General features: G+C 60.5%; 13 protein-coding genes. 5 read left to right on the plus strand and 8 right to left on the minus strand.

Going from position 1 to position 22,317, the window contains the following annotated elements; translation table 11 throughout:
- Positions 1-51 precede the first annotated feature (51 nt).
- The 4 genes from JTP94_RS09385 (at position 52) to JTP94_RS09400 (ending at position 6,886) form a co-directional block, all read left to right on the plus strand.
- Positions 52-1,611: a Do family serine endopeptidase gene (locus tag JTP94_RS09385; RefSeq protein ID WP_204850232.1), complete on the plus strand. Its 1,560-nt coding sequence runs from the start codon at positions 52-54 to the stop codon at positions 1,609-1,611.
- A 103-nt stretch (positions 1,612-1,714) separates the two neighbouring features.
- Positions 1,715-2,473, plus strand: a complete 759-nt coding sequence (locus tag JTP94_RS09390) for a response regulator transcription factor (RefSeq protein ID WP_037193758.1) — start codon at positions 1,715-1,717, stop codon at positions 2,471-2,473.
- Positions 2,470-3,885 (plus strand): HAMP domain-containing sensor histidine kinase, encoded by a 1,416-nt coding sequence (locus tag JTP94_RS09395; protein ID WP_204850233.1) that lies wholly within the window; start codon positions 2,470-2,472, stop codon positions 3,883-3,885. The genes JTP94_RS09390 and JTP94_RS09395 overlap by 4 nt, the downstream gene beginning before the upstream one ends.
- A gap of 40 nt (positions 3,886-3,925) precedes the next feature.
- The gene (locus tag JTP94_RS09400) at positions 3,926-6,886 is read left to right on the plus strand and encodes a bifunctional [glutamine synthetase] adenylyltransferase/[glutamine synthetase]-adenylyl-L-tyrosine phosphorylase (RefSeq protein WP_204850234.1); all 2,961 of its coding nucleotides are present in this window, start codon (positions 3,926-3,928) and stop codon (positions 6,884-6,886) included.
- Here JTP94_RS09400 and JTP94_RS09405 read toward each other — a convergent pair whose 3' ends face one another.
- Positions 6,887-9,202 (minus strand): PAS domain-containing sensor histidine kinase, encoded by a 2,316-nt coding sequence (locus JTP94_RS09405; protein ID WP_204850235.1) that lies wholly within the window; start codon positions 9,200-9,202, stop codon positions 6,887-6,889.
- 229 nt (positions 9,203-9,431) lie between these two features.
- A complete protein-coding gene (gene pepN, locus JTP94_RS09410) occupies positions 9,432-12,080 on the minus strand; it encodes an aminopeptidase N (protein ID WP_204850236.1) in 2,649 nt (882 codons plus the stop codon).
- A gap of 494 nt (positions 12,081-12,574) precedes the next feature.
- Here pepN and JTP94_RS09415 point away from each other — a divergent pair, with 494 nt between their 5' ends.
- Positions 12,575-13,450: a hypothetical protein gene (locus JTP94_RS09415; RefSeq protein ID WP_204850237.1), complete on the plus strand. Its 876-nt coding sequence runs from the start codon at positions 12,575-12,577 to the stop codon at positions 13,448-13,450.
- A gap of 329 nt (positions 13,451-13,779) precedes the next feature.
- Here the strand turns inward: JTP94_RS09415 and JTP94_RS09420 are convergent, their stop codons facing one another.
- The 6 genes from JTP94_RS09420 to JTP94_RS09445 all read right to left on the minus strand — a co-directional run bounded on the left by JTP94_RS09420 (position 13,780) and on the right by JTP94_RS09445 (position 22,159).
- A complete protein-coding gene (locus JTP94_RS09420) occupies positions 13,780-13,971 on the minus strand; it encodes a hypothetical protein (RefSeq protein WP_204850238.1) in 192 nt (63 codons plus the stop codon).
- A gap of 140 nt (positions 13,972-14,111) precedes the next feature.
- On the minus strand, positions 14,112-15,002 hold the full coding sequence (locus JTP94_RS09425) for a uracil-DNA glycosylase family protein (RefSeq protein ID WP_204850239.1): 891 nt from the start codon (positions 15,000-15,002) through the stop codon (positions 14,112-14,114).
- A 55-nt stretch (positions 15,003-15,057) separates the two neighbouring features.
- On the minus strand, positions 15,058-16,347 hold the full coding sequence (locus JTP94_RS09430; protein WP_204850240.1) for an Hsp70 family protein: 1,290 nt from the start codon (positions 16,345-16,347) through the stop codon (positions 15,058-15,060).
- A gap of 239 nt (positions 16,348-16,586) precedes the next feature.
- Positions 16,587-19,706, minus strand: coding sequence for an efflux RND transporter permease subunit (locus JTP94_RS09435; RefSeq protein WP_204850241.1), 3,120 nt, complete (start codon positions 19,704-19,706; stop codon positions 16,587-16,589).
- On the minus strand, positions 19,703-20,944 hold the full coding sequence (locus tag JTP94_RS09440) for an efflux RND transporter periplasmic adaptor subunit (RefSeq protein ID WP_204850242.1): 1,242 nt from the start codon (positions 20,942-20,944) through the stop codon (positions 19,703-19,705). Before JTP94_RS09440 ends, JTP94_RS09435 begins: the two co-directional genes overlap by 4 nt.
- A 426-nt stretch (positions 20,945-21,370) precedes the next feature.
- Positions 21,371-22,159 (minus strand): SDR family oxidoreductase, encoded by a 789-nt coding sequence (locus tag JTP94_RS09445; RefSeq protein ID WP_204850243.1) that lies wholly within the window; start codon positions 22,157-22,159, stop codon positions 21,371-21,373.
- Positions 22,160-22,317: the final 158 nt, after the last annotated feature.

A 22,317-nucleotide genomic window follows, 5' to 3' on the forward strand; every position in this document is an offset into this window, starting at 1 on the left:
CCGGTTTTCCACCTATGGAAATCTGACGAGAGAAGAGAAGGTAACTCGCATATGTTCAGGAATATCAAGAACACCTTGTCCCGCAGCACCGCTATGAAGGCTTCTGTCGTCGCCGGCCTCGCTGTCGCTGCTCTGGCCACGGGTATTCCGGCTGTAGTCAGCAATTCCTATGCCGATGCCGTCAATGTGCAGGCGCCGCAAGTGCCGAGCTTCGCCAACGTGGTGGATGCCGTATCGCCGGCGGTCGTCTCGGTCCGTGTCGAATCCCGCATCAATCCGGTTGCCGATGAAGACGATTCCTTCGGTCTCGGCCGTGGCTTCGACGACCTTCCCGACGATCATCCGCTGAAGAAGTTCTTCAAGCAGTTCGAGCAACAGCAACAGGGCCGCGGCCAGCAGAAGGGCCAGAACCAGCAGAAGAATTCCGAGGACGGCAAGGGTCGTCTGCGTCCGGTCGCTCAAGGCTCCGGCTTCTTCGTGTCGGAGGACGGCTATATCGTCACCAACAACCACGTCGTTTCCGACGGCGCTGCCTTCGTCGTCGTTCTCAACGACGGCACCGAGCTTGACGCCAAGCTCGTCGGCAAGGATTCGCGCACCGACCTCGCAGTTCTGAAGGTCGACCCCAAGGGTAAGAAGTTCACCTATGTCGGCTGGGCCGACGACACCAAGGTGCGCGTTGGTGACTGGGTCGTTGCCGTCGGCAACCCGTTCGGTCTTGGCGGTACGGTCACCGCAGGCATCGTTTCCGCCCGTGGCCGCGATATTCATTCCGGCCCCTACGACGATTATATCCAGATCGACGCACCGGTGAACAAGGGCAATTCCGGCGGCCCGACCTTCAACCTCAACGGCCAGGTGGTCGGTATTAATACCGCCATCTTCTCGCAGTCGGGCGGCAGCGTCGGCATCGCCTTCGCGATCCCGGCGACAACAGCCAAGGATGTCGTGACCGATCTGATCAAGACCGGCACCGTTTCGCGCGGCTGGCTCGGCGTGCAGATCCAGCCCGTCAGCAAGGATATCGCCGAATCCCTCGGCCTTTCCGATGCAAGCGGCGCGCTTGTCGTTTCCCCGCAGGACGGCTCGCCGGGACAGAAGGCCGGCATCAAGAACGGCGACGTGGTCACGGCAGTCAATGGCGAACCGGTCAAGGATCCGCGTGACCTCGCCCGTCGCATCGGCGCCATGCAGCCGGGTGCCAAGGTCGAGGTTTCTCTGTGGCGTGATGGCAAGCCGCAGTCCGTCACGGTCGAGCTTGGCAGCTTGCCGGCCGATCAGAACCAGGCTTCCAACGACGACTCGCAGCCGAACCAGCCGCAGCAGCCGTCCTCCGAAAAGGCTTTGGCTGATCTCGGCATGACAGTCGGTCCGTCCGACGATGGCAAGGGTGTGGCGATCACCGCCGTTGATCCCGACTCCGATGCTGCCGACAAGGGCATAAAGGAAGGCGAGAAGATCACTTCCGTCAACAACCAGCAGATCTCGAACGCCGGCGATATTGCCAAGGTCATCGAACAGGCGAAGAAGGACGGCCGCACGCGCGCGCTGTTCCAGATCCAGTCCGACGATGGTAGCCGCTTCGTCGCCCTGCCGATCAACGCCGGCTGATCCCTTCAGCCGACTGAATGCATTGGGAAGCCGCGCCGGCCACGGCTTGTGCGGCTTCCCTTTTCAAAGCCCCAATAATGACTGGCTTCAAGGCAGGTGAAAGATGACAACCGCTGGCCAACATGCCGTGACCTCTTCCGATTCCGGTTGTGCCGATACGCCCTCGGCGGGTAATGTCGCCCACATGAAGATTCTGATCATCGAAGACGATCTCGAAGCGGCGGCCTACCTCACCAAGGCATTTCGCGAGGCCGGCATAGTTGCCGATCACGCAAGCGACGGCGAGAGCGGCCTCTTCATGGGCACCGAGAACACCTACGATGTTGCCATCATCGACCGCATGCTGCCCCGCCGCGATGGGCTGTCCGTCATCAGTGAACTGCGCCGCAAGGGCGTACACACGCCGGTGCTCATTCTCTCCGCGCTCGGCCAGGTGGACGATCGTGTCACCGGTTTGCGCGCGGGTGGCGACGATTATCTGCCGAAGCCCTATGCTTTCAGCGAGTTGCTGGCGCGTGTGGAAGTGCTCGGCCGCCGCAAGGGTACGCCGGAGCAGGATGTGCTTTATCGCGTCGGCGATCTGGAGCTCGATCGGCTGTCGCATGAAGTGCGCCGCGGCGGCAAGGAGATCCCGTTGCAACCGCGCGAATTCCGTCTGCTCGAATATCTGATGAAGAATGCCGGCCAGGTTGTGACGCGTACCATGCTTCTCGAGAATGTCTGGGATTACCATTTCGATCCGCAGACCAATGTCATCGACGTACATGTCTCGCGGCTGCGCTCGAAGATCGAGAAGGATTTCAGCCAGCCGCTGCTCAAGACGATCCGCGGTGCCGGCTACATGATCAAGGATGAAGGATGAGTCGCTTTCGCGTCCTCTTCAAGTCCACCGCAGTCCGCCTATCCGCCCTCTACATCCTTCTTTTTGCGCTCTGTGCCGCCACGCTCGTTTTCTACGTGACGGCCATGTCCGAGCGGTTGCTTACCGGACAGATCCGCGATGCCGTTCAGCAGGAAGTCAATCAGGTCAAGCGTGCCTACGATATTGGCGGCCTGAACCTGCTCTTGCGCACGATGGAGCGTAGGGCCCGCCAGCCGGGCGCCAATCTTTATGTCATTGCCGGCCCCTCCGGCGATATCCTCGCCGGCAACGTCGCCTCGGTGCAGCCTGGCGTGCTCGGCCAGTCCGGCTGGACGGAGCTGCCTTTCGTCTACGAGCGCTATACTGACGCATCCAACGATCCGGAGCGCCGGCACCTGGCGATCGCCAATATCTTCATTCTCGACAACGGCCTGCGCATCCTGATCGGCCGCGACCTCGGCGAACCGGAGCGCTTCCGCTTGCTGGTGAGGCAGGCGCTGATGCTAGCGCTGGCGATCATGGGCCTCGGCGCGCTGGTCATCTGGTTCGGTATCGGCCGCAACGCCTTGAAACGCATCGACCGGATGACGGATGCCAGCCGCAAGATCATGGCTGGCGACCTTTCGCAGCGCCTGCCCGTTGGGGGCTCCGGCGACGAGTTCGACCGCATGTCGGCATCGCTGAACGCCATGTTGGGACGCATCGAGAAATTGAACGAAGGCTTGCGGCAGGTCTCCGACAACATCGCGCACGACCTGAAGACGCCGCTGACGCGGTTGCGGAACAAGGCCGCGGAGGCGGTCGACAATGGCGATAGCGAGGGCCGTCGCGTCGCGCTCGAGGGCATCATCGGCGAATCGGACCAGCTGATCCGCACCTTCAACGCGCTGCTGATGATTTCCCGCGTCGAGGCGGGGTCAGTGGCCGCCGAAATGACCGCCGTCGATCTCTCATCCATTGTTGCCGATACGGCCGAACTTTATGAGCCGGCCGCCGAAGAGGTTGGCCTGGCGCTGACGGCCGATATCGAACCGGATGTGGAGGTGCAGGGCAATCGCGAACTGATCGGTCAAGCGCTGTTCAACCTTATCGACAACGCCCTCAAATATGCGGCCGGTTGCCGTGGCGAGCCGGCGGTGACGTTCAAGCTGTCGCGCACGCATGATGCTGTCATGCTTGCTGTTGCGGACCACGGTCCCGGCATTCCCGCCCATCAGCGCACTGATGTGGTCAAGCGCTTCTTCCGCCTGGACGAAAGCCGTTCCAAGCCGGGAACCGGCCTTGGCCTGGCGCTGGTGGAAGCCGTTATGGAGCTGCATGGAGGCAGGCTTGAGCTTTCGGATACCGATCCCGAGCATTCCGATGCCAAGGGACTAACGGTAACCATGATCTTCCCCACGCAGAAACAATAGACTAATCCTGCCTTATCCGATTGCTCTTGGGGAGAGCTGCATGACGACGACGCAAGGCGATTTGCTGCGGGATGTCCCGTCTGGACGGTTGCGGCCGCTGAACCAGACGGAAATGAAGTCCACACTCGCCGACCTCAAGCAGATCGCCGGGGTGGAGCCAGCAATCGCCGCTCTGCTAGGCGGCGAGAGTTCCCTGCGAGATTTTGTCGTCGCCGCGCTGGCACTGTCGCCCCATCTGCGCGAAATGGCCAATCTCGAACCGTCGCTGCTCGTCGCCGCCATCGAGAAGCCGCTGTCGCCGCAGATCAAGGGCCTGGTCGAACAGGCTCGTCGCGCCTGGTTGCCGTCGGAAGACGGTGGGGCGTCGCCTTCGGAATCCGAGGTCATGAGCCGTCTGCGTGTGGCCAAACGCCGAGCCGCCTTCCTGATCGCGCTTGCCGACCTTGCGCGCATCTATGACGGAAGGGTGACCACCCGCTGGCTGAGCGCGCTTGCGGACGCTTCCATCTCCGCGGCAATCGACCATCTGCTGTTGTCTTCGCACGAAGCCGGCAAGATCTCGGTTGCCGATCCCGCTGCTCCAAGCCGGAAATCCGGCCTGATCGTGCTCGGCATGGGCAAGCTCGGCGCCGAGGAGCTGAATTACTCGTCCGATATCGACATCGTCGTTTTCTTTGACGAAACGGCTGATATCGTTCCCAATCCGGAAGACGCCATCGATATCTTTCCGCGGCTGATGCGCCGGCTGGTGCGCATTTTGCAGGAGCGCACGGCCGACGGCTACGTATTCCGCACCGACCTGCGCCTGCGTCCCGACCCCGGTTCGACGCCGCTTGCGATCCCTGTCGATGCGGCGATGATCTACTATGAGGGCAGGGGGCAGAACTGGGAGCGCGCCGCTTTCATCAAGGCCCGGCCCGTCGGCGGCGACATCGCCGCGGGGCAAGCCTTCATCCGCGATCTCGTGCCCTTCGTCTTTCGCAAATATCTGGATTACGCCGCCATATCGGACATCCATTCCATCAAGCGGCAGATCCATGTGCACAAGGGGCACGGGGCCATCGCGGTCAAGGGCCACAATGTCAAGCTTGGCCGCGGCGGCATTCGCGAGATCGAGTTCTTCGTACAGACGCAGCAGCTGATCGCCGGTGGCCGCATGCCGGCGCTGCGTTGCCGGGCGACGGAGGAAACGCTGGCGGAGCTGACCGAGGCGAAATGGATCGACGCGGAAACGCGCGACGAGCTGGCGACCGCCTATTGGTTCCTGCGCGATGTCGAGCACCGCGTGCAGATGGTGCGTGACGAGCAGACGCATCTGCTTCCGGAGACGGATGTCGAGCTGAAACGCATCGCCTTCATGATGGGGTTTGCCGACGTATCGGCCTTTTCCGAAGCTCTGGTGACGACCTTGAAAACCGTCGAGCGGCGCTATGCGCGCCTGTTCGAGCAGGAAACAAGGCTGTCGAGCGAAACAGGCAATCTGGTGTTTACCGGCCAGGGCGATGACCCCGATACGCTGGAGACGCTGCGCCGGCTCGGCTTCGAGAGGCCTTCAGATATTTCCAACGTTATCCGCACCTGGCACTATGGGCGATATCGCGCCACGCAATCGGTCGAGGCGCGCGAGCGGCTGACCGAGCTGACGCCCGAGCTGCTCAGGGTCTTCGGCGAAAGCAAGCGGGCTGACAAGGCGCTGCTGCGCTTCGACAGCTTCATCTCCGGATTGCCGGCGGGAATTCAGCTCTTCTCGCTGCTCAGCACCAATCCGGCATTGCTCTCGCTCATCGTCAACATCATGTCGTCTGCACCGCGCCTTGCCGAGATCATCGCCGCCAAGCCGCATGTCTTCGACGGCATGCTAGATCCGGGCCTCATGGCCGAACTGCCGACGCGTGACTATCTGGCGGAGCGCATCAGGAGCTTTCTTGCGCCGGCAAGGCATTATGAAGAGGTATTGGACCGGTTGCGCATCTTTGCGTCCGAACAGCGCTTCCTGATCGGCATTCGCCTGCTGACGGGCGCGATCGGCGGTTTCATGGCCGCCCGCGCCTTCACCCATCTCGCCGATCTGATCATCGAGGCGGCGCTGGATGCGGTGATGAAGGAAATCCGCGCGGCCCACGGCGAATATCCGGGCGGCCGCGTCGCCGTCGTCGGCATGGGCAAGCTCGGCAGTTTTGAGCTCACGGCGGGTTCCGACATCGATATCATCCTGCTCTACGACTATGACGACACCGCAGGCGAATCCTCAGGTCTGAAGCCGCTGGATGCGACCCGCTATTTCACCCGCATCACCCAGCGCCTGATCGCGGCCCTTTCGGCCCCGACGGCCGAAGGCGTGCTCTACGAGGTTGACATGCGCCTGCGCCCCTCGGGCAACAAGGGCCCGGTCGCCACGCGCATCAACTCCTTCGAGAAATACCAGCGCGAGGAAGCCTGGACCTGGGAGCACATGGCCCTTTCGCGGGCCCGCCTGATCTGCGGCGACGAGGAGCTGGCGCTGAATGCCGAACGCATCATCGGCGAGGTTCTTTCCGCAAGGAGAGATATCGCCAAGATCGCCAAGGATGTCCTGGAGATGCGCGGCCTGATCGAACAGGAGAAGCCGCCGAAAAGCATCTGGGATCTGAAGCTGATCCCCGGCGGGCTGATCGACATCGAATTCATCGCGCAATATTTGCGCCTCATCGCGCCGGCTCGCGGCGTCGGCATAGACGCGAACGGCCTCAGTACGGCCGAAGCATTGAAATTGCTCGGCGGCAGTCTGATGGACCGCAACGATCTCGATGTCTGCCTGGAGGCCCTGCATCTCTATACCGCGCTGTCGCAGCTGATCCGGCTTTGCATCGACGGTTTGTTCGATCCAGGAAATGCGCCTTCCGGGCTGATCGAGCTGGTCTGCCGTGCCGGCGACTGTCCCGATATTCGCACGCTGGAAGCGGAGCTGAAGCGGCTCTCGAAGGCGGTACGGAAAATATTCCAGACAACGGTGGGAAGCTGATCAGCGCCGATCGGGAATGCGGATGGCGATGACCGTGCCGACACCCTCGCGGGAGCGGATGCGCATGCGGCCGTTATGCAGCGCGGTCAGCGATCGCGAAATGGCGAGCCCAAGGCCGGAGCCTCCCTTGCTTTTCGCATATTGGCTTTGCACCTGCTCGAAGGGCTGGCCGATCTTGCTCAGGGCCGACTTTGGAATGCCGATGCCCGTATCGGCGATGATCAGCACCACGGCATCCTCGACCTTGCGGGTACGAACCGCGATGCGGCCGCCGTCATTGGTGAATTTCACGGCGTTGGAGAGCAGATTGAGTACGATCTGCTTCATGGCGCGGCGATCGGCGCTGAGCTTGATATCGGCAGAGATGCACTGCTCGACGAGAATGTTCTTGTGGGTGGCGGGAATGCGGGTGAGACGCAGGCATTCCTCGATCAGCGGAGCGAGGTCGACCTGCTCGCAGCTGAGCTTGATATGGCCGGCCTCGATTTTGGACATGTCGAGGATGTCGTTGATGACGTTCAGCAGATGCTTGCCGCTGTCGTGGATATCCCTGGCATATTCATTGTATCGCGCCGAGCCGAGCGGGCCGAACATCTGATCCTGCAGGATTTCCGAGAAACCGAGGATGGCGTTGAGCGGCGTGCGCAGCTCGTGCGACATGTTGGCGAGGAATTCCGATTTGGCCCTGTTGGCGGCCTCGGCGCGTTCCTTTTCGCAAAGGTAATTGGCATTGGCGGTCGAAAGCTCTGCCTTCTGCCGTTCCAGGATCTGACGTGAAGCGGAAAGATCGTTGATCGTCGCCATCAGCCGGCGCTCGGATTCGCGCAGCCGTTCCTGGTTGCGCTTCAACTGCGTGATGTCGGTGCCGACGGAAACGAGGCCGCCGTCACGGGTCCGGCGTTCGTTGATCTGCAGCCAGCGCTCATCGGCAAGCTGGACTTCCGTCGTTTGCGAATGATTGGAGCGGCCGGGATCGACGATGCGGCGCTCGATAACTGGCCGAGCCGCGGCGGCGTTGACCACGGCGCGTTCGGCCCCCGGCACGAGCACCTTGTCCGGCAGGCCGTAAGCCTGCTGAAAATGGGCATTGCACATGACAAGGCGATCATTCTTGTCCCACAGGACGAAGGCTTCGGAGGTGCATTCGATCGCATCGGCCAGCCGCTGGTCGGCTTCGGCGTAGCGCTGCGCCAGCCGATGCTGTTCGGTGACGTCCATGGCGATGCCGATCATGTGCACGCGGCCGGAATTGGTGCGGATGACCTGGGCGCGGGCTCGCATCCAGACATAATGCCCCTTGGCATGGCGAATGCGGAGAATCTGGTCCACCTGGCCGGCGCTGCCGCGGGTGACGGAGCGGGCCAGCATATGCAGGCTGTTGTCATCCGGGTGCATCAGGCGTGCCGCATCGGTGAAGGCGAGCGGCTTGTCGGCGGCCGGCATTCCAAGCATGTCGTACATCGACCGCGACCAGAAGAACTTGCGGCTGGTGAAATCGAAATCCCAGAGGCCGCAACGGCCGCGCGACAGGGCCGTCTCGACGCGCAGATTGGATTCGAGGAAGATCTCGTCGGCGTCGCGGGCCCGCTTCACCTGGGTGTAATAGGCATAGAGAATGACGAGCAGAATGGAGGAAATGCCGGCAAAGAGCGTGACGTTGAGCGTCAGCTCATCGCGCCAGAGCTTGTCGATCTGCTCCATCGACGCGGCCGACAGAATGAAATCGCCCTTATCGCCGATCAGTGAAATCGCCGCATAATAAGGCTCGCCGTCGATCATCGTCTCGATGACGCCGGCATGGTCGCCGAAGCTCCGGATGGCGGATACCTCGGGAAAGAAATCCGAAATCAACATGCCGATATAGGCGGAGCCGGCGGCCGATGAGCCGAAGACCCGTCCGCTCGATTGCACGAGCAGGACGAATGCGCCGTTATCCAGCCGATCCTGCGGCAGGTAGGTCGCAAGCTTCCGCTCGGCGGCGCTCCGGTTGCCGGACTGAAACAGGCTGGCATCATTTGAAAGGGCTGCCGACGCAGCGGCGATGGATAGCGACGTTGCCTGGCGGGCTGAGGCCGCCATCCGGCCATGTTCGGTGACCATGCCGAAGAAATGCGAAGCGGCAACCACCATCAGGAAGGAAACGATGAGGACCGGGATGATGCGCTTGAGGATATGTTCGGTCTGCGGGAAGCGACGCGACATCGTCTCCACCCGGACACCCGTCCGATCAGTAACGCCGCTATGCCAGGATTTCAGACCGTCGAAATTAACACGCAGCCGTCCATCGGCCGCGGTTGCCCGCCGCACGTCCACCATCGCTCTAGCCTTGTCCCTCGTGTGATTCGCTGCGCCGCTCGCCCGAATCTGCCTTAATGAATCACTCGTGATTCGCCTTGTCCAGAGGGTGAGGTAAAACTTTCTTAACCATCTGCGATTTCAGCATCTTTTGCACACGCACCGGTAAGTTGCGCGCATTCGGGACTCGTTGAAGCTGAAAAAGATGCCGCAAATCAGCCGTTTCTATCGATGGCCGGCAAGACCGGGATCATTCCTTCAGGATGCGCTCCACGATATCCCGCACGTCGCTCGAAAGGCCGCCGGCCCGTTCGATCCGCACCAGAGCCGAGCGGGCATGGTCGGCGCGCACCGGTTCCAGCAGGCGCCAGGAGCGCATGGAAGTCAAAATACGGGCGGCAAGCTGCGGGTTGCGTTGATCGATGTCGAGGATCTCGTCGGCTAGGAAGCCGTAGCCGGCACCGTCGGCCCGGCCGAAGCCGGTCGGGTTGGCGAAAACGAAGGTGCCGAGCACGGCGCGCATCCGATTCGGATTGGTGCGCTTGAACAGCGGCGTTTCCATGAGCCGCTGGATGCGCTCCAGCGCGCCTGTGCCTGGAATCCCGGCCTGGATGGCGAACCATTTGTCGATGACGAGAGCATTTTCGGAGAATCGCTCGCGGAAGTGCTCAAGGGCCGCCACGGTTTCCGCCGTATCGGGAAAGCGATGCGCGAGAATAGTCAGTGCGGCGCTGAGATCGGTCATGTTGTTTGCCGCATCATAGGCGGCCTTTGCACGGGCCGGCGTGTCGTCCAGTTGCGCCAGATAGGTCAGGGCAGCATTGCGCAGCGCTCGGTGGCCAGCGCTTGCCGCATCCGGGCTGAAGGGGCTAGGCGTCTGCATGTTGTCATAGAGCGCGGCAAAGACATCCTTGCCGGTTTCGGCGATCCGCTTGAGGATCGCCTGACGAGCGGTACGGATAGCGTCGGGATCATTGTTGCCGCCAAGTTCTCGGGCAATGTCGGCTTCGCTCGGCAGGGCAAGCGCCTGTGCCCGGAAGGCCGGCTCCAGGCTGTCATCGCCCGCTGCCGCCAGCAACGCGTCGACGAAGGCGGAATCGCAGGTGACGGCAATGCCTTGGCGTGCATCGCGAGCCGCCTGCAGGAGGTTAGGCAACCCAAGGTCGATCAGCGCCTGCCAGCGGGCGAAGTGATCGGTTTCGTAACGGGCGATCAGCGCCAGATCCCGGGGGCTTTGGTTGAACTGCAGGTTGATCGGCGTCGAGAAGCTGCGGTTCAGCGACAGGACGGGCCGCGAGGGGACGCCGTGAAAGACCACCGTCTGCGCCTTTTCCGTGAGGTGCAGGACATCGTCGGTCAGTTCCGCCCCGGCCACGGACGTCGGGGCGATCGCAGCGCCGTTTTCGGCAATTAGCGCCAGACGCAGCGGAATATGTAGGGGCTTTTTGGCTGTCTGGCCCGGTGTGGCTGGCTGCATTTGTTCGAGCGACAGCGTGAAGGTTTTGCCACCGGCATCATAGTCGCCCGAGGCGGTCACGAGAGGTGTGCCGGCCTGGTGATACCAGAGCGAAAACTGTGTGAGATCGCGGGCGCTGACATCCTCGAAACATCTAACGAAATCCTCGATCGTCACAGCCTGTCCGTCGTGCCGATCGAAGTAGAGGTCCATGCCCTTCTTGAACAGCTCGCGGCCGAGCAGGGTCGCGATCATGCGCGTGACTTCGCTGCCCTTCTCGTAGACCGTCGTCGTGTAGAAGTTGTTGATTTCGCGGTATGTCGTCGGACGCACCGGATGGGCGAGGGGGCCGCTGTCCTCCGGAAACTGCTCCGATTTCAGATGACGGACCTCGGCGATGCGCTTGACCGGCCGCGAGCGCTGATCGGCGGAAAATTCGTGATCGCGATAGACGGTCAGGCCTTCCTTGAGGCAGAGCTGGAACCAGTCGCGGCAGGTGATGCGGTTGCCTGTCCAGTTGTGAAAATATTCATGCGCGATGATCGCTTCGATATTGGCGTAGTCGGCGTCGGTAGCGGTTTCCGGATCGGCCAGCACGTATTTGTCGTTGAAGACGTTGAGGCCCTTGTTTTCCATCGCCCCCATGTTGAAGTCCGAAACGGCGACGATCATGAAGATGTCGAGATCATATTCGCGACCGAACCGCTCCTCATCCCATGTCATGGAGCGCTTCAGCGCATCCATCGCGTAAGCCGCACGCGGCTCCTTGCCATGCTCGACATAGATCTTCAGCGCCACCTCGCGGCCGGACATGGTCGTGAACGTATCCTCAACGACGCCAAGATCGCCCGCCACGAGCGCGAACAGATAGCTCGGCTTCGGATGCGGATCGAACCAAGCAGCAAAATGCTTGCCCTCGCCATAACCAGCGCCGCCGAGGAAATTACCGTTCGACAGCAGCAGCGGGTTCGCTGCCTTATCGGCAATGATGTTGACCGTATAGGGGGCGAGAACATCCGGCCGGTCGGGGAAATAGGTGATGCGGCGGAAGCCCTCGGCCTCGCACTGGGTGCAATAGATGCCGCCGGTGCGATAAAGACCCATCAGCTGTGTATTGGCTTCCGGGTTGATCACGGTCGTGATGGTCAACTCGAAGGGCGCGCTTTCCGGCAGATCGCGAATGGTTAGGCTTTCGGGCGTTGCCGCGTATTGTTCGGCCGAAATTTCGGCCTGATCGAGCAGCAGCCCGGAAAGAACCAGCTCATCTCCGTCGAGCACGAGCGAGGCTTTCGGATCGGTGCCGTCCCGGCGGTGAAAGATCAGCCGCGCTTCGACCTTGGTCTCGGTCGGATGCAGATCGAAAGTGAGATCCACGCGTTCCAGAACGAAGTCGGTGGGACGATATTCTGCCAGATAGACAATCTGGCCGGTGTCTGTTCGCATGGTCCATCCTGATCAGGCTTATGCAATGTCGGGGCCAGTCCGAAGCCTTACCTCGGACTGAAAGTGCCGCATCATTACATCGAAATCTGAACCAAAGTTAAAGTCATATCATTGCATCGTGATGTTTTGTTATGGCACAGCAAGTATTCGATCGACGGGCGGCTTCCGTTTCAGGTTGAATGCCACTCCTGGATGTGTATCCGGCCGCTGCGTGATCATTCTCCGGCTGTTTTTGCCTGCCGTTGCAGCGATTGCCGTCACATCGTTCAGGCGGGTCATCATTGCCTTGCTGTCATCGAAAACAGCGTGTGCAGACGGAGAAAGAGTTACTTAAAGTAAATTATTTGTTTAATCTCTTGCAGTATGAGTGCATCTGCACAACTATAGCATGCTATAGGATTTCGGAATTATGATCGATTCCGGTGAACTCGTTCACAAAAATAAAACATCCTCCTTTTATCGACAGTTGAGAAGGGCACCCCAAGGAGGCCCGATTGAGCTTTTCCATTGAGCAACTTGCTCGCCATCCCAAATTCGTATCATCGTTGGGCTTCCTCGCGGAATCGTTGCGGAACCGCTACGATAACGGCCCGCGGATTGCGCGCATGCTTGCCTCGCATCAGCGCTGGCTTTTGACCCAGACGGCCTATGCGCTTCATTTCCAATACGATCCGGCGGTACCTGGCTCCGGTCTGACCGTCGTCAGCCTTCGCGATCTTATCACGCATCATCGCGTCGCCAGCCGCAACACGGTGCTGAGCTTCATCGAGGAGCTGCTCACCTATCGCTTCCTTGTGCCGGCCCCCGGCCATGTTCGACGTCCGCGACGCTATGTGCCGACCGAGATCAGTCACACGGCGATGTTCGGTTGGTATCTGTCCAATCTGGCGGCGCTCGATCTGCTCGACGATGGCGGGCGTGCGGCCGCACTTGCCACCTCTCCGGCGCTGATGGATATAGCACAACCGCGCATGGCGCGTCACTGCCTGGAGACGGAAGTCTGGCGCGAGCCGCCGGAAGGCGTTGGCTTGTTTTTATGGACGGAGGCCGGTGGTCTTGTCGTCGACCATATCATGGCGAAAATAGATCTGAGCGCGGAGATGGACAGCCACATCGATATCGGGCGCGTCGATGCGCGCGCACTGGCAGCTCACTTCATGATATCCCGGACCCATCTGCAACGCCTTTTGCGCAAATCCGCCGATCGCGGCGACATAGGCTGGTATGATGAACCCAAGAAGACGCGCATGTGGATATCGCGCGATTTTCTGGATCAATATTGCGGATGGCAGGCTGTGAAGCTTGCGGCGGTAGACGAGGCTTTCGCGTGGGCGCAGTCTGCCGCGGGGCGCCCTGATCCGAAACAATGATGGCGACGAGACGCAGCCGGGCGTCGATGCCCGGCAGTTCTTCACGAGATCTTCTTTTGGATAGTCGAAACAGGATGGGTCGGATCATCGATCCCGCCCATGAAACCTCATAGAGGAATGCTTGCCACTGCCGCCCGTGCGGGGCTTGAGTCTTTGCATTCGTCTCTGCCAAGGTTGCGAGCGCGCTCGAATTCCTCGGCAGCGCGCACGGCGGAGCCGATATGGCCGACCGAATCAAAAAGGGTGATGAGCGAACGCAAACCCGAAGACATGATGCAATTCCTGAAAATCAAAGGCTAGGCTATGCCGCAACCCGCGGCCGTGCTTGTTCAGCAGGCGCGGAAATCGGCGAAGATGGCGGTCGGACGGCTGACGCGAGCCGAGGTTCCGGTGCCCCGGGCAACCATCTGCTCATTGGCAGCGACGCCGAGGTTGCGATGTCCGTTTGTAGCGCGCACGGGCTCGAGAGCGCGACGAAGGGTATCAAACCCGCAGTGAATAGGACGAAAACGTGAACTCATGGCCTTGGTTCCTTTTGAGGTTCCTCCCAAGACACAGCTATATATTGCAGTGCAACATCGATTTCGCAATGCACAGCGACGAAAGACTGCCATGCTAAAAACGCATAGCTAGTGTCATTTTTTATTAACTGTGGCGAAAATCAGCCTAATATTTCGGCGTCGATACGATTCTTGAAAGCGAGCAGATCATTCCATGCGAGCCGCTTGTTGATCGGCGCGGTGAGCAATTCCTGCGGATGAAGGCTGGCGATTGCCGGGATCGTTCGGCCGAGAATGCTGATTTCCCGCCATTGTCCGCGCAGTCCGTGGATGGTCTCGCCGCTGTCGAAGAAATGCCGCGCGGTGAAATTGCCAAGCAGCAGCAAGGCCTTCGGCTCTGTGAGCGCTATCTGCCGCTCTATGAACGGACGGCATATCTCGATTTCCGGTGCTGAGGGCGTGCGGTTGCCCGGCGGCCGCCACGGGATGACGTTGGTGAGCAGGATATCGTCGCGCCGCAGGCCGATGGCGGCCAGCATCTTGTCCAGCAACAGTCCGGCGCGGCCGGCAAAGGGCACGCCTTCCCGATCGTCGTCGGCACTCGGCATCGGGCCGATCACCATGATCCGGCTTTCGGCCGTGCCGCTTGCAAAGATCGTCGAGCGGGCGCTGTTTTTCAGATTGCAGCCGTTGAAGGCCTCGATTGCGGTCTTCAGCTCGGCAAGCGACCGCGCGCTTTCAGCCGCGAATCGGGCCTGCTCCATAACCTGTTCGTCGGGGATCGCGGGCGCATTGCGCGGCGAGGTAGGGGGCGGGACAGCAACTGGCTTCGCACTCTGACGACGATCCGGCTGCACTTTCGCCGCAGGCGGCGGTGGTGCTTCGGCACGCGGCGGCGCCGCTCTTGCTCCCTGTCGTGCGGCCCGCATAGCCTCGAATTCGGCAAAACGGTCGACCGGCTGCTCTTCCAGCAGCCAGTCGATCCCGGCATCTGCATGAAAATGCAGGAGAGCGGCAAGTTCGGCCGGTGTTAGGTCGCTGGCGGAGATCATGGACGAACTGTAGCCAATGCGGCACAGGAACGAAAGAGCAGGGCAGCGTGCTCTTTCACGCCGTCCACTGGGCGATATCCTCGCGCTCGCCGATCAGCGCGAGGCCATGGGCGATCGAGAGCAGCTCGCCGCCCGTCTCGATGCGCTCCTGACCGAAGCGTTCCGTGAAGATGCGCCGCACAGCCGGCACGAAGGACGTGCCGCCCGTCAGGAACACCTTGTCGATCGCGTCGGGCGATGTCCTGGTGGTCGTGAGCACATCGTCCAGCGCCCCTTCGATACGGGCAAGGTCGTCCGCGATCCACTTTTCGAAGTCCGCCCTGCGGACAAGCTTGCGGCCTGCCTTGCCGAGGGGCGGGAAGTTGAACTCCGCCTCTTCATCAGCCGAAAGGGCCATCTTCGTTGCCGACACGGCCTGATAGAGCGGATAGCCCTCGTCATGCTCGACGAGATCGATGAAGGTCTCCAGCTTTTCCGGCTCCAGGCTGCTGCGAACGAGCGTTTTCAGGTCGGCATATTCGCGCGAGGTCTTGAAGATGGAAAGCTGGTTCCAGCGGCCGAAGTTGGCGTAATAGGAGGTGGGCATTTCCAGCAGCTTGTCGAAGCTCCTGAAGAAGCTGCCCTTGCCGATTGCCGGCGAGACGATGTTGTCGATCATCCGGAAGTCGAAATGATCGCCGGCGATGCCGACGCCGGAGTGGCCTATCGGGGTGGCGGTGAGCTTGCCGGCATGGGTCTCGAAGCGGATGAGCGAATAGTCCGTCGTGCCGCCGCCGAAGTCGGCTACCAGCACGGTCGCATCCTTCTTCAGATGCTGGGCGAAGTAGAAGGCCGCCGCTACCGGCTCATAGACATAGTGGATTTCCGGGAAACCGAAGCGGGAGAGGGCCGCGTTGTAGCGTTCCGTGGCGAGTGCGGGGTCGGGATTGGCGCCGGCAAAATGCACCGGCCGGCCTGCGACAATCCGTGAAATATCGGTTGGCCAGCCGTCTCCGGCGTAGGCGCGCAAGCGCCGCACAAAGATCTCCATCAGATCTTCGAAACGATGGCGCTTGGCGAAAATCAGCGTGCCCTGGAAGAGCGCGCTCGCGGCAAAGGTCTTGATCGATTGCAGAAAGCGGCAGTCGCCCGGATTGTCGATGAACTGCTGGATGGCCGCATGCCCGGCCTCGACCTTCAGTGCAGCGGCTCCGAGCCCCGGGTCCTTCATGAAGGAGAGAGCGGTGCGCATGCTGTCGGCCGTGCCGGCAGCGCTGTTGAAGGCGACCGATCGCGTCGCCGGCCCATCGGCCAGCGCCAGGACAGTATTCGTCGTGCCGAAGTCGAAACCAAGCGCCCGAGCCATGCCCGCACTCCTTTCCGTCGAAATTTTCTGGATTGGGCAAAGCCCCTGTGAGGCGCGAGACGCGCCACTGTCGCAAAGAGGGCGCGTCATGACATAGCTGGATAGCAAGTGCAAGACTTGGCGATGGGTTTTGTTCGGCCTGCCCAAATACGCGTCCGGTGACATTCCCGGCTCGCGCAGAGCCATCGGCAATTCCAGTCACGCCAAGCGAAACGGGCGCCTCTCGGCGCCCGTTGATCTCATTCGGCGGCGATGGCCGTTGGCCTGTCTTTCGGATGCTGGTCCCTGTCCTTGCGTTTGCCGAGGCGAGCCAGGAAGTCGTTCAGGCGGTTCATCTCAAGGAAGATGACCGGCGTGATGAACAGCGTCAGAAGCTGCGAGACCACCAGACCGCCGACAACGGCCACGCCGAGCGGTTGCCGAAGCTCGGAGCTGGCGCCGCCGCCAACAGCGATCGGCAGCGCACCAAGCAGGGCGCAGAAGGTCGTCATCATGATCGGCCGGAAACGGCGAACGCAGGCTTCGTGGATCGCGTCCGCCGGTGATACGCCGCTACCGGATCGAAGCGTTTCCAGCGCCACGTCGATCATCATGATCGCGTTCTTCTTGACGATACCGATCAGCATTAGCAAGCCGATGAGCGCGATGATCGACAGGTCGAAGCCGAAGACTTTCAGGGCAAGCAGGGCGCCGAGAGCGGCGGCCGGCAGACCCGACAGAATAGTGAGCGGATGGATGAAGCTCTCATAGAGAACCCCAAGCACCACGTAGATCGTCAGCACGGCAGCCAGGATCAGATATGGCGTGCTGCCTTGCGATTGCTGGAAGATCTGGGCGGTACCGCCGTAGGACGTAAAGATGTCCGCCGGCATGTTGATGTCCTTCTTGATCTGATCGATCCGGGCTGTGGCGTCACCAAGCGCTTCGCCGGCCGGCAGATTGAAGGAAACGGTGGTCGAAACGAGCTGTCCCGTCTGGTTGATGGTGACAGGCCCCGTCGTGCGCTGGACATGAGCGAAGTCCGACAAGGGAACCAGCGCACCGCTTGCTGAAGAGACGTGGATATCCTGCAGCCTCTGGTCATCCCAAGGCGTGCTGGTGTCGAATTCGACCATGACGTCATAGCTGTCGCCGGTGGTTTGAATCTGCGCGGCGTCAAAACCGCCGAACGCTTCCTCCAGCGTCGTGCGTAGCTGGTTGTTGTTGATGCCGTAGAGTGCCGCTTTTTCGGTGTCGATGACGATGTTGGCTTGCAGGGCGTTGTTCTGCTCGTCCGATGCAACGTCCGTGAAGCGCGGATCGCGGCGCATCTGCTCCAGCATCTTGTTGGCCCAAAGATTGGTCTGGTCGGCACTCAGCGCCTGTATAACCAGCTGATATTGGCTCGCAGTCTGGCGGCCGCCGAAGCGCAGGCTTTGTTGCGGCGTGATGTAAGCCCGCAAGCCGGGGATCGACGCGATGCTGGCGCGGAGTTCACGCAGCGTCTGGTCCAGCGGCGGCCGCTGATCCTTCGGCTTCATCTGGACAAACATTGTGCCGTTGTTCAGCGGCTGGCGGGTACTGCCGCCAACGATCGACATGACGTGGCCAACGGCCGGGTTCTGTTTGACAAGCGCGGCCGCCTGGTTCTGCAGGTCTCGCATGGCCGGAAAGGATATATCCTGACGCGCCTGTGTGGAAATCTGCAGTCGGCCGATGTCCTCCGTCGGAAAGAAACTCGCCGGCAGCACCATGAACAAATAGACTGAGAGCCCCACCGAGCCGAGGAAGCTGAGCAGCACGATGCCCCGATTGCGCAGGCACCACGCGACACCCGTGTCGTATCCGCGCTGTACTGCGTCAAACCCGCGGTTGAAGAGGCGCACCGGATAGGGTGGCTGTCCGTGGCCGGCCGACAGCCGTGAACTGAGCATCGGCGTCACGGTAAGGGAAACGATAGCGGAAGAGACGATGGCAATGGCGACGACCATGCCGAACTCGTTGAAGATACGACCGACAACGCCGCCCATCAGCAGGATCGGGATAAACACCGCGATCAGCGAGATGGACATGGAGATGATGGTGTAGCTGACCTCGGCCGATCCCTTGATCGCCGCTTGTAGCACCGGCATGCCTTCCTCGACATGTCGCAATATGTTTTCCAGCATGACGATTGCATCATCCACCACAAGGCCGACCGCGAGTGTCAATCCTAGCAGTGAGATATTGTCGACGCTGTAGCCCAGTACATACATCATGCCAAAGGTCGAAATCAGCGACAGCGGCACGGCAAGGCCGGGAATGATCGTTGCTGTCACATGTCCGGTAAAGAGATAGATGACGAGAACGACCAGGCCGATCGTCAGCAACAGCGTGAACTTCACGTCCGATATGGCATCGCGGATCGGCTGTGCCGAGTCGTTCATGACGCTCGTCGTCACCGAGGCGGGAATTTCCGCATGCAGTTGCGGCAGCTTTTTGTTGATCGCGTCGACGACTTCGACGGTGTTGGCGTCCGGCTGACGCTGGATCGCAAGAATGATCGCCCGTTTGCCATCGTACCACGAGCCTGCGTTGGTATTTTGCACGCTGTCCTGCACGTCGGCGACATCGCTCAGGTGGATCGGCGCGCCGTTGGGATTGGCGATGACCAACGACTTGAATTGTGCGGCACTAGTATTCTGCGTATTGGCATTGAGCGTCATGCTCTGCTTGTTGTTTTGCAGAGTGCCGACCGGGACCTGGCTGTTGGCATTGACGATTGCGGTGTTGACGGTGTCGATGCCCATGCCGAGAGCCTGCAGCTTGTCCGGATCGACTTCGACTCGCACGGCGTAGGTTTGCGCGCCATAGACGGTTACTTCAGCGACGCCTGAGATCGTCGATAGCGAAGGTGAGATGATGTCTTCGGCGATTTCGTCGAGCTTGCTGCGCGGCATCGTATCGCTCTGCACGGCAAGCAGCATGATCGGAGCGTCGGCCGGGTTCGTTTTTTTGTAGCCCGGCGGCGTCGTCAGATTGTTCGGCAACTGGCGATTTGCATTCGAGATCGCGGCCTGAACATCGCCGGCAGCAGCATCGATGCTGCGACTAAGATCGAACTGGAGCACGATACTCGTATTGCCGAGCGAGCTCGTTGAAGAGATTTCATTGATGCCGGGTATAGTTTCGAACTGCTTGATCAGCGGCGTGGAAACCGAGGTCGCCATCGTCTGCGGCGAGGCGCCGGTCAACTGTGCCGAAACGTTGATGGTCGGAAAATCGACCTGGGGCACAGCTGCGACCGGCACGAGCTGATAGCCCGCCAAGCCGGCCAGAACGACACCCAAAGCCAGAAGCGTCGTCGCAACAGGCCGCTCGATACAGAACCTGGGTATCATTGCTGCGCTCCAACTGAAATCGTTTCGCTTTTCTGGCTCGACTGACCGTCCGCAGCCGCCACGTTCTCAGACTTTCCGTCGTTGAATTGCTCGACAACATTCTGGCCGTCGATCAACTGCACCTGCCCTTCCACGACGACATGGTCTCCCTCGGAAAGACCTTTGGCAATGGCTGTGAAGCCGCCATTCGCGCGCTCCACGGTGACCGGCGTCATATGAACCTTGTTGTCCTTTACGACATAGGCAAAGAAGCCGTCCGGGCCGGGGCTGATCGCAACCGTCGGAGCGACGATCACCGGCTCATTGTCGTTAAGATGAACGACGACGTTGACCGCCCGGCCGGGCCAGATCGCACCATTGGCATTTTCGAACTTCGCCTTGACGATGATGGTACCGGACGTGGGGTCCACTGTGTTGTCGAAGAAGCTGACTGCACCCTGGCGGACCTTACCCTTGCTCGACTGCGGAACGGTGCTGACCGCCACAACACCGGCCTTCATGGCTTCCTCCAATTCCCGCAGTTGATTTTGCTGCATATGGAATTGCACGTAGATCGGATCGTATTGGGTAATAGTCACGACTGCGGAGCCGGGAGTGAGATAGGCACCGGGGCTGGGGACGACATTGCCAAGGCGGCCGTCATAGGGTGCACGGATTTGCGTGTTCTCCAGCAGAACCTGGTCGGATGCGAGCTGGGCCTTGTCGGCGTTAACGTCGGCAGCGGCCGTATCGCGTGCTGCCACGGCCTGGTCGACCGTCTGCTGCGTCCCAGCATTGGCGAGCAGGCTCTTGGCTCGGGTAAGGGCTGATTCTGCCGCCACGAGTGTCGCCTGATCCTTGGCTATGGTCGCTTGATCCTTGTCGACGGCGGCCTGCGCGGTCCGCGCATCGAGCTTTGCGATCAGGTCGCCAGCCTTGACCATCGCTCCATCCGTAGCTTCGATCGAAGTAACGATGCCGGATTCCTGCGCGGCAATGGTCGTTGCATTTTGTGCAACGGCCGAGCCAGTGGCAGTGATGTCATTTGGCAGGAGCCTCTTGGTGACGGCAGCCGTCTTGACGGTCGAAGAGAGGGTGGCTTGCTTTTTGCCGCCTGCCGGTGCCGTCTTGCCGCCATCCTTGGTTTCTGCGGAGGCCTGCTCAACGAATGTGGAAAGAAAAGGAATGCGGTCGCGATAGCCCCATGCTGCAAGGGCAGCGACAACAAGAAGGCCGAGGGGAAGCCAAAATTTTTTCATATTTAAAGAACCGGTCGAAGCGAGTTGCAAAAACGCGATGACATCGAGGTGTATTTATTGCGTCGCACAACAAAGACGGGCTTCGCCGCAATTCATCACATCGCCGTTACCGCTAACGTTCGGTAATTCTGTCCCTATAACGTGAATTTATGAACGCTCATCCAGCGCAATTTATCACAGTTCGACAGGACGAAAAATTAAAGCTTGGAAAGCTTTCAACTTGCTCTGCATTGTGCGGCGCAGCAAATAGTCAGATGATTATTTTTTGATTGCCGCCATGTAATAAATGGAGGGCTGCATGCGCTTTTACAGCACTTATCGCGCAAAGACAGGCCGCAGGCGTCATGGCAGGCCCGTTTTTGCTCACGTAATTGTGTTGACGGGCCCCATTTACAAGGACCCGTTCTTGATTTGCCGGTGACGACTTTAGAGGGATCGCGCAGCACCTCCGTCGCAGCGAACCAGTGTCCCGGTCACGTAGCTTGCGGGTTCGCTGCAGAGAAAAGCGGCTGTCGCTGCGAACTCCTCGACGCGGCCATAGCGGCCGGCGGGAATGCGGTGCTGACGCTCGGTGCTGACCTCCTCCAGGCTCTTGCCACCGCGCTTGGCCGTCGCGGCGTCGAGCTCGGCCAGGCGGTCGGTGGCAATGCTGCCCGGCAGAAGCATGTTCACCGTGATCCCTTGCGCCGCCACTTCGCTCGCCAAGGTCTTGCTCCAGCCGGCGAGCGCCGGGCGCAACGTGTTGGAGAGCGCCAGATTGGGGATCGGCTCGATGACGCCGGAGGAGGCGACGGTGAGTATGCGTCCCCATCCTTGCGCCTTCATATCAGGCAACAATGCGTTGGTGAGGGTGATGATCCGCGCCACCATGGAGATGAAATAGGTCTCCAGCCGCTCGGCAGTCATATCCTCAGTCGTTCCCGGCGTCGGGCCACCGGTATTGTTGACGAGAATATCGATGCCGCCGAGTTTCTCGGTAACCGCCTTGCCGATGATCTCAATGAAATTCTCATCGTTGAGATCGGCCCAGATCCAGTCGGCCCGGCCTTTCCCTTCGGCGTTGATAGCCTTGCAATTGCTGTCAAGCCTCTCGCCGTTGCGGCCGCAAAGCAGGACGTTTACGCCCTCTCGCGCCAGCGCAACGGCGATGCCATGCCCCAGACCCTTGGAGGAGGCGAGCACCAGCGCGCGTTTCCCGTCGATACGAAGATCCATCTTGATCACCCTTCTGCTATCCGGATTTCCCAAGCGAGACTTATAAAGCGCCTTCAGCCGATTTTGAAAGTCAGACCATGGCGGCAGGCAGACAAATAGGACCGAAAAGTTGACGTTAACGTAAAGGTAATTTAACTTGATTGTCGCGTTGGGCGAAT

Origin of the sequence: Martinezella lusitana (assembly GCF_016901135.1) — a bacterium.
In the GTDB taxonomy this organism is placed as follows: domain Bacteria; phylum Pseudomonadota; class Alphaproteobacteria; order Rhizobiales; family Rhizobiaceae; genus Rhizobium; species Rhizobium lusitanum_D.

Excerpts from the sequence above, each read along its gene's own strand:
- JTP94_RS09400 (WP_204850234.1), top strand. The coding sequence starts at position 3,926 with ATGACGACGACGCAAGGCGATTTGCTGCGGGATGTCCCGTCTGGACGG.
- JTP94_RS09445 (WP_204850243.1), bottom strand. The coding sequence starts at position 22,159 with ATGGATCTTCGTATCGACGGGAAACGCGCGCTGGTGCTCGCCTCCTCC.
- JTP94_RS09425 (WP_204850239.1), bottom strand. The coding sequence starts at position 15,002 with ATGATCTCCGCCAGCGACCTAACACCGGCCGAACTTGCCGCTCTCCTG.
- JTP94_RS09385 (WP_204850232.1), top strand. The coding sequence starts at position 52 with ATGTTCAGGAATATCAAGAACACCTTGTCCCGCAGCACCGCTATGAAG.
- pepN (WP_204850236.1), bottom strand. The coding sequence starts at position 12,080 with ATGCGAACAGACACCGGCCAGATTGTCTATCTGGCAGAATATCGTCCC.
- JTP94_RS09440 (WP_204850242.1), bottom strand. The coding sequence starts at position 20,944 with ATGAAAAAATTTTGGCTTCCCCTCGGCCTTCTTGTTGTCGCTGCCCTT.
- JTP94_RS09395 (WP_204850233.1), top strand. The coding sequence starts at position 2,470 with ATGAGTCGCTTTCGCGTCCTCTTCAAGTCCACCGCAGTCCGCCTATCC.
- JTP94_RS09435 (WP_204850241.1), bottom strand. The coding sequence starts at position 19,706 with ATGATACCCAGGTTCTGTATCGAGCGGCCTGTTGCGACGACGCTTCTG.
- JTP94_RS09430 (WP_204850240.1), bottom strand. The coding sequence starts at position 16,347 with ATGGCTCGGGCGCTTGGTTTCGACTTCGGCACGACGAATACTGTCCTG.
- JTP94_RS09420 (WP_204850238.1), bottom strand. The coding sequence starts at position 13,971 with ATGAGTTCACGTTTTCGTCCTATTCACTGCGGGTTTGATACCCTTCGT.
- JTP94_RS09390 (WP_037193758.1), top strand. The coding sequence starts at position 1,715 with ATGACAACCGCTGGCCAACATGCCGTGACCTCTTCCGATTCCGGTTGT.
- JTP94_RS09405 (WP_204850235.1), bottom strand. The coding sequence starts at position 9,202 with ATGGTGGACGTGCGGCGGGCAACCGCGGCCGATGGACGGCTGCGTGTT.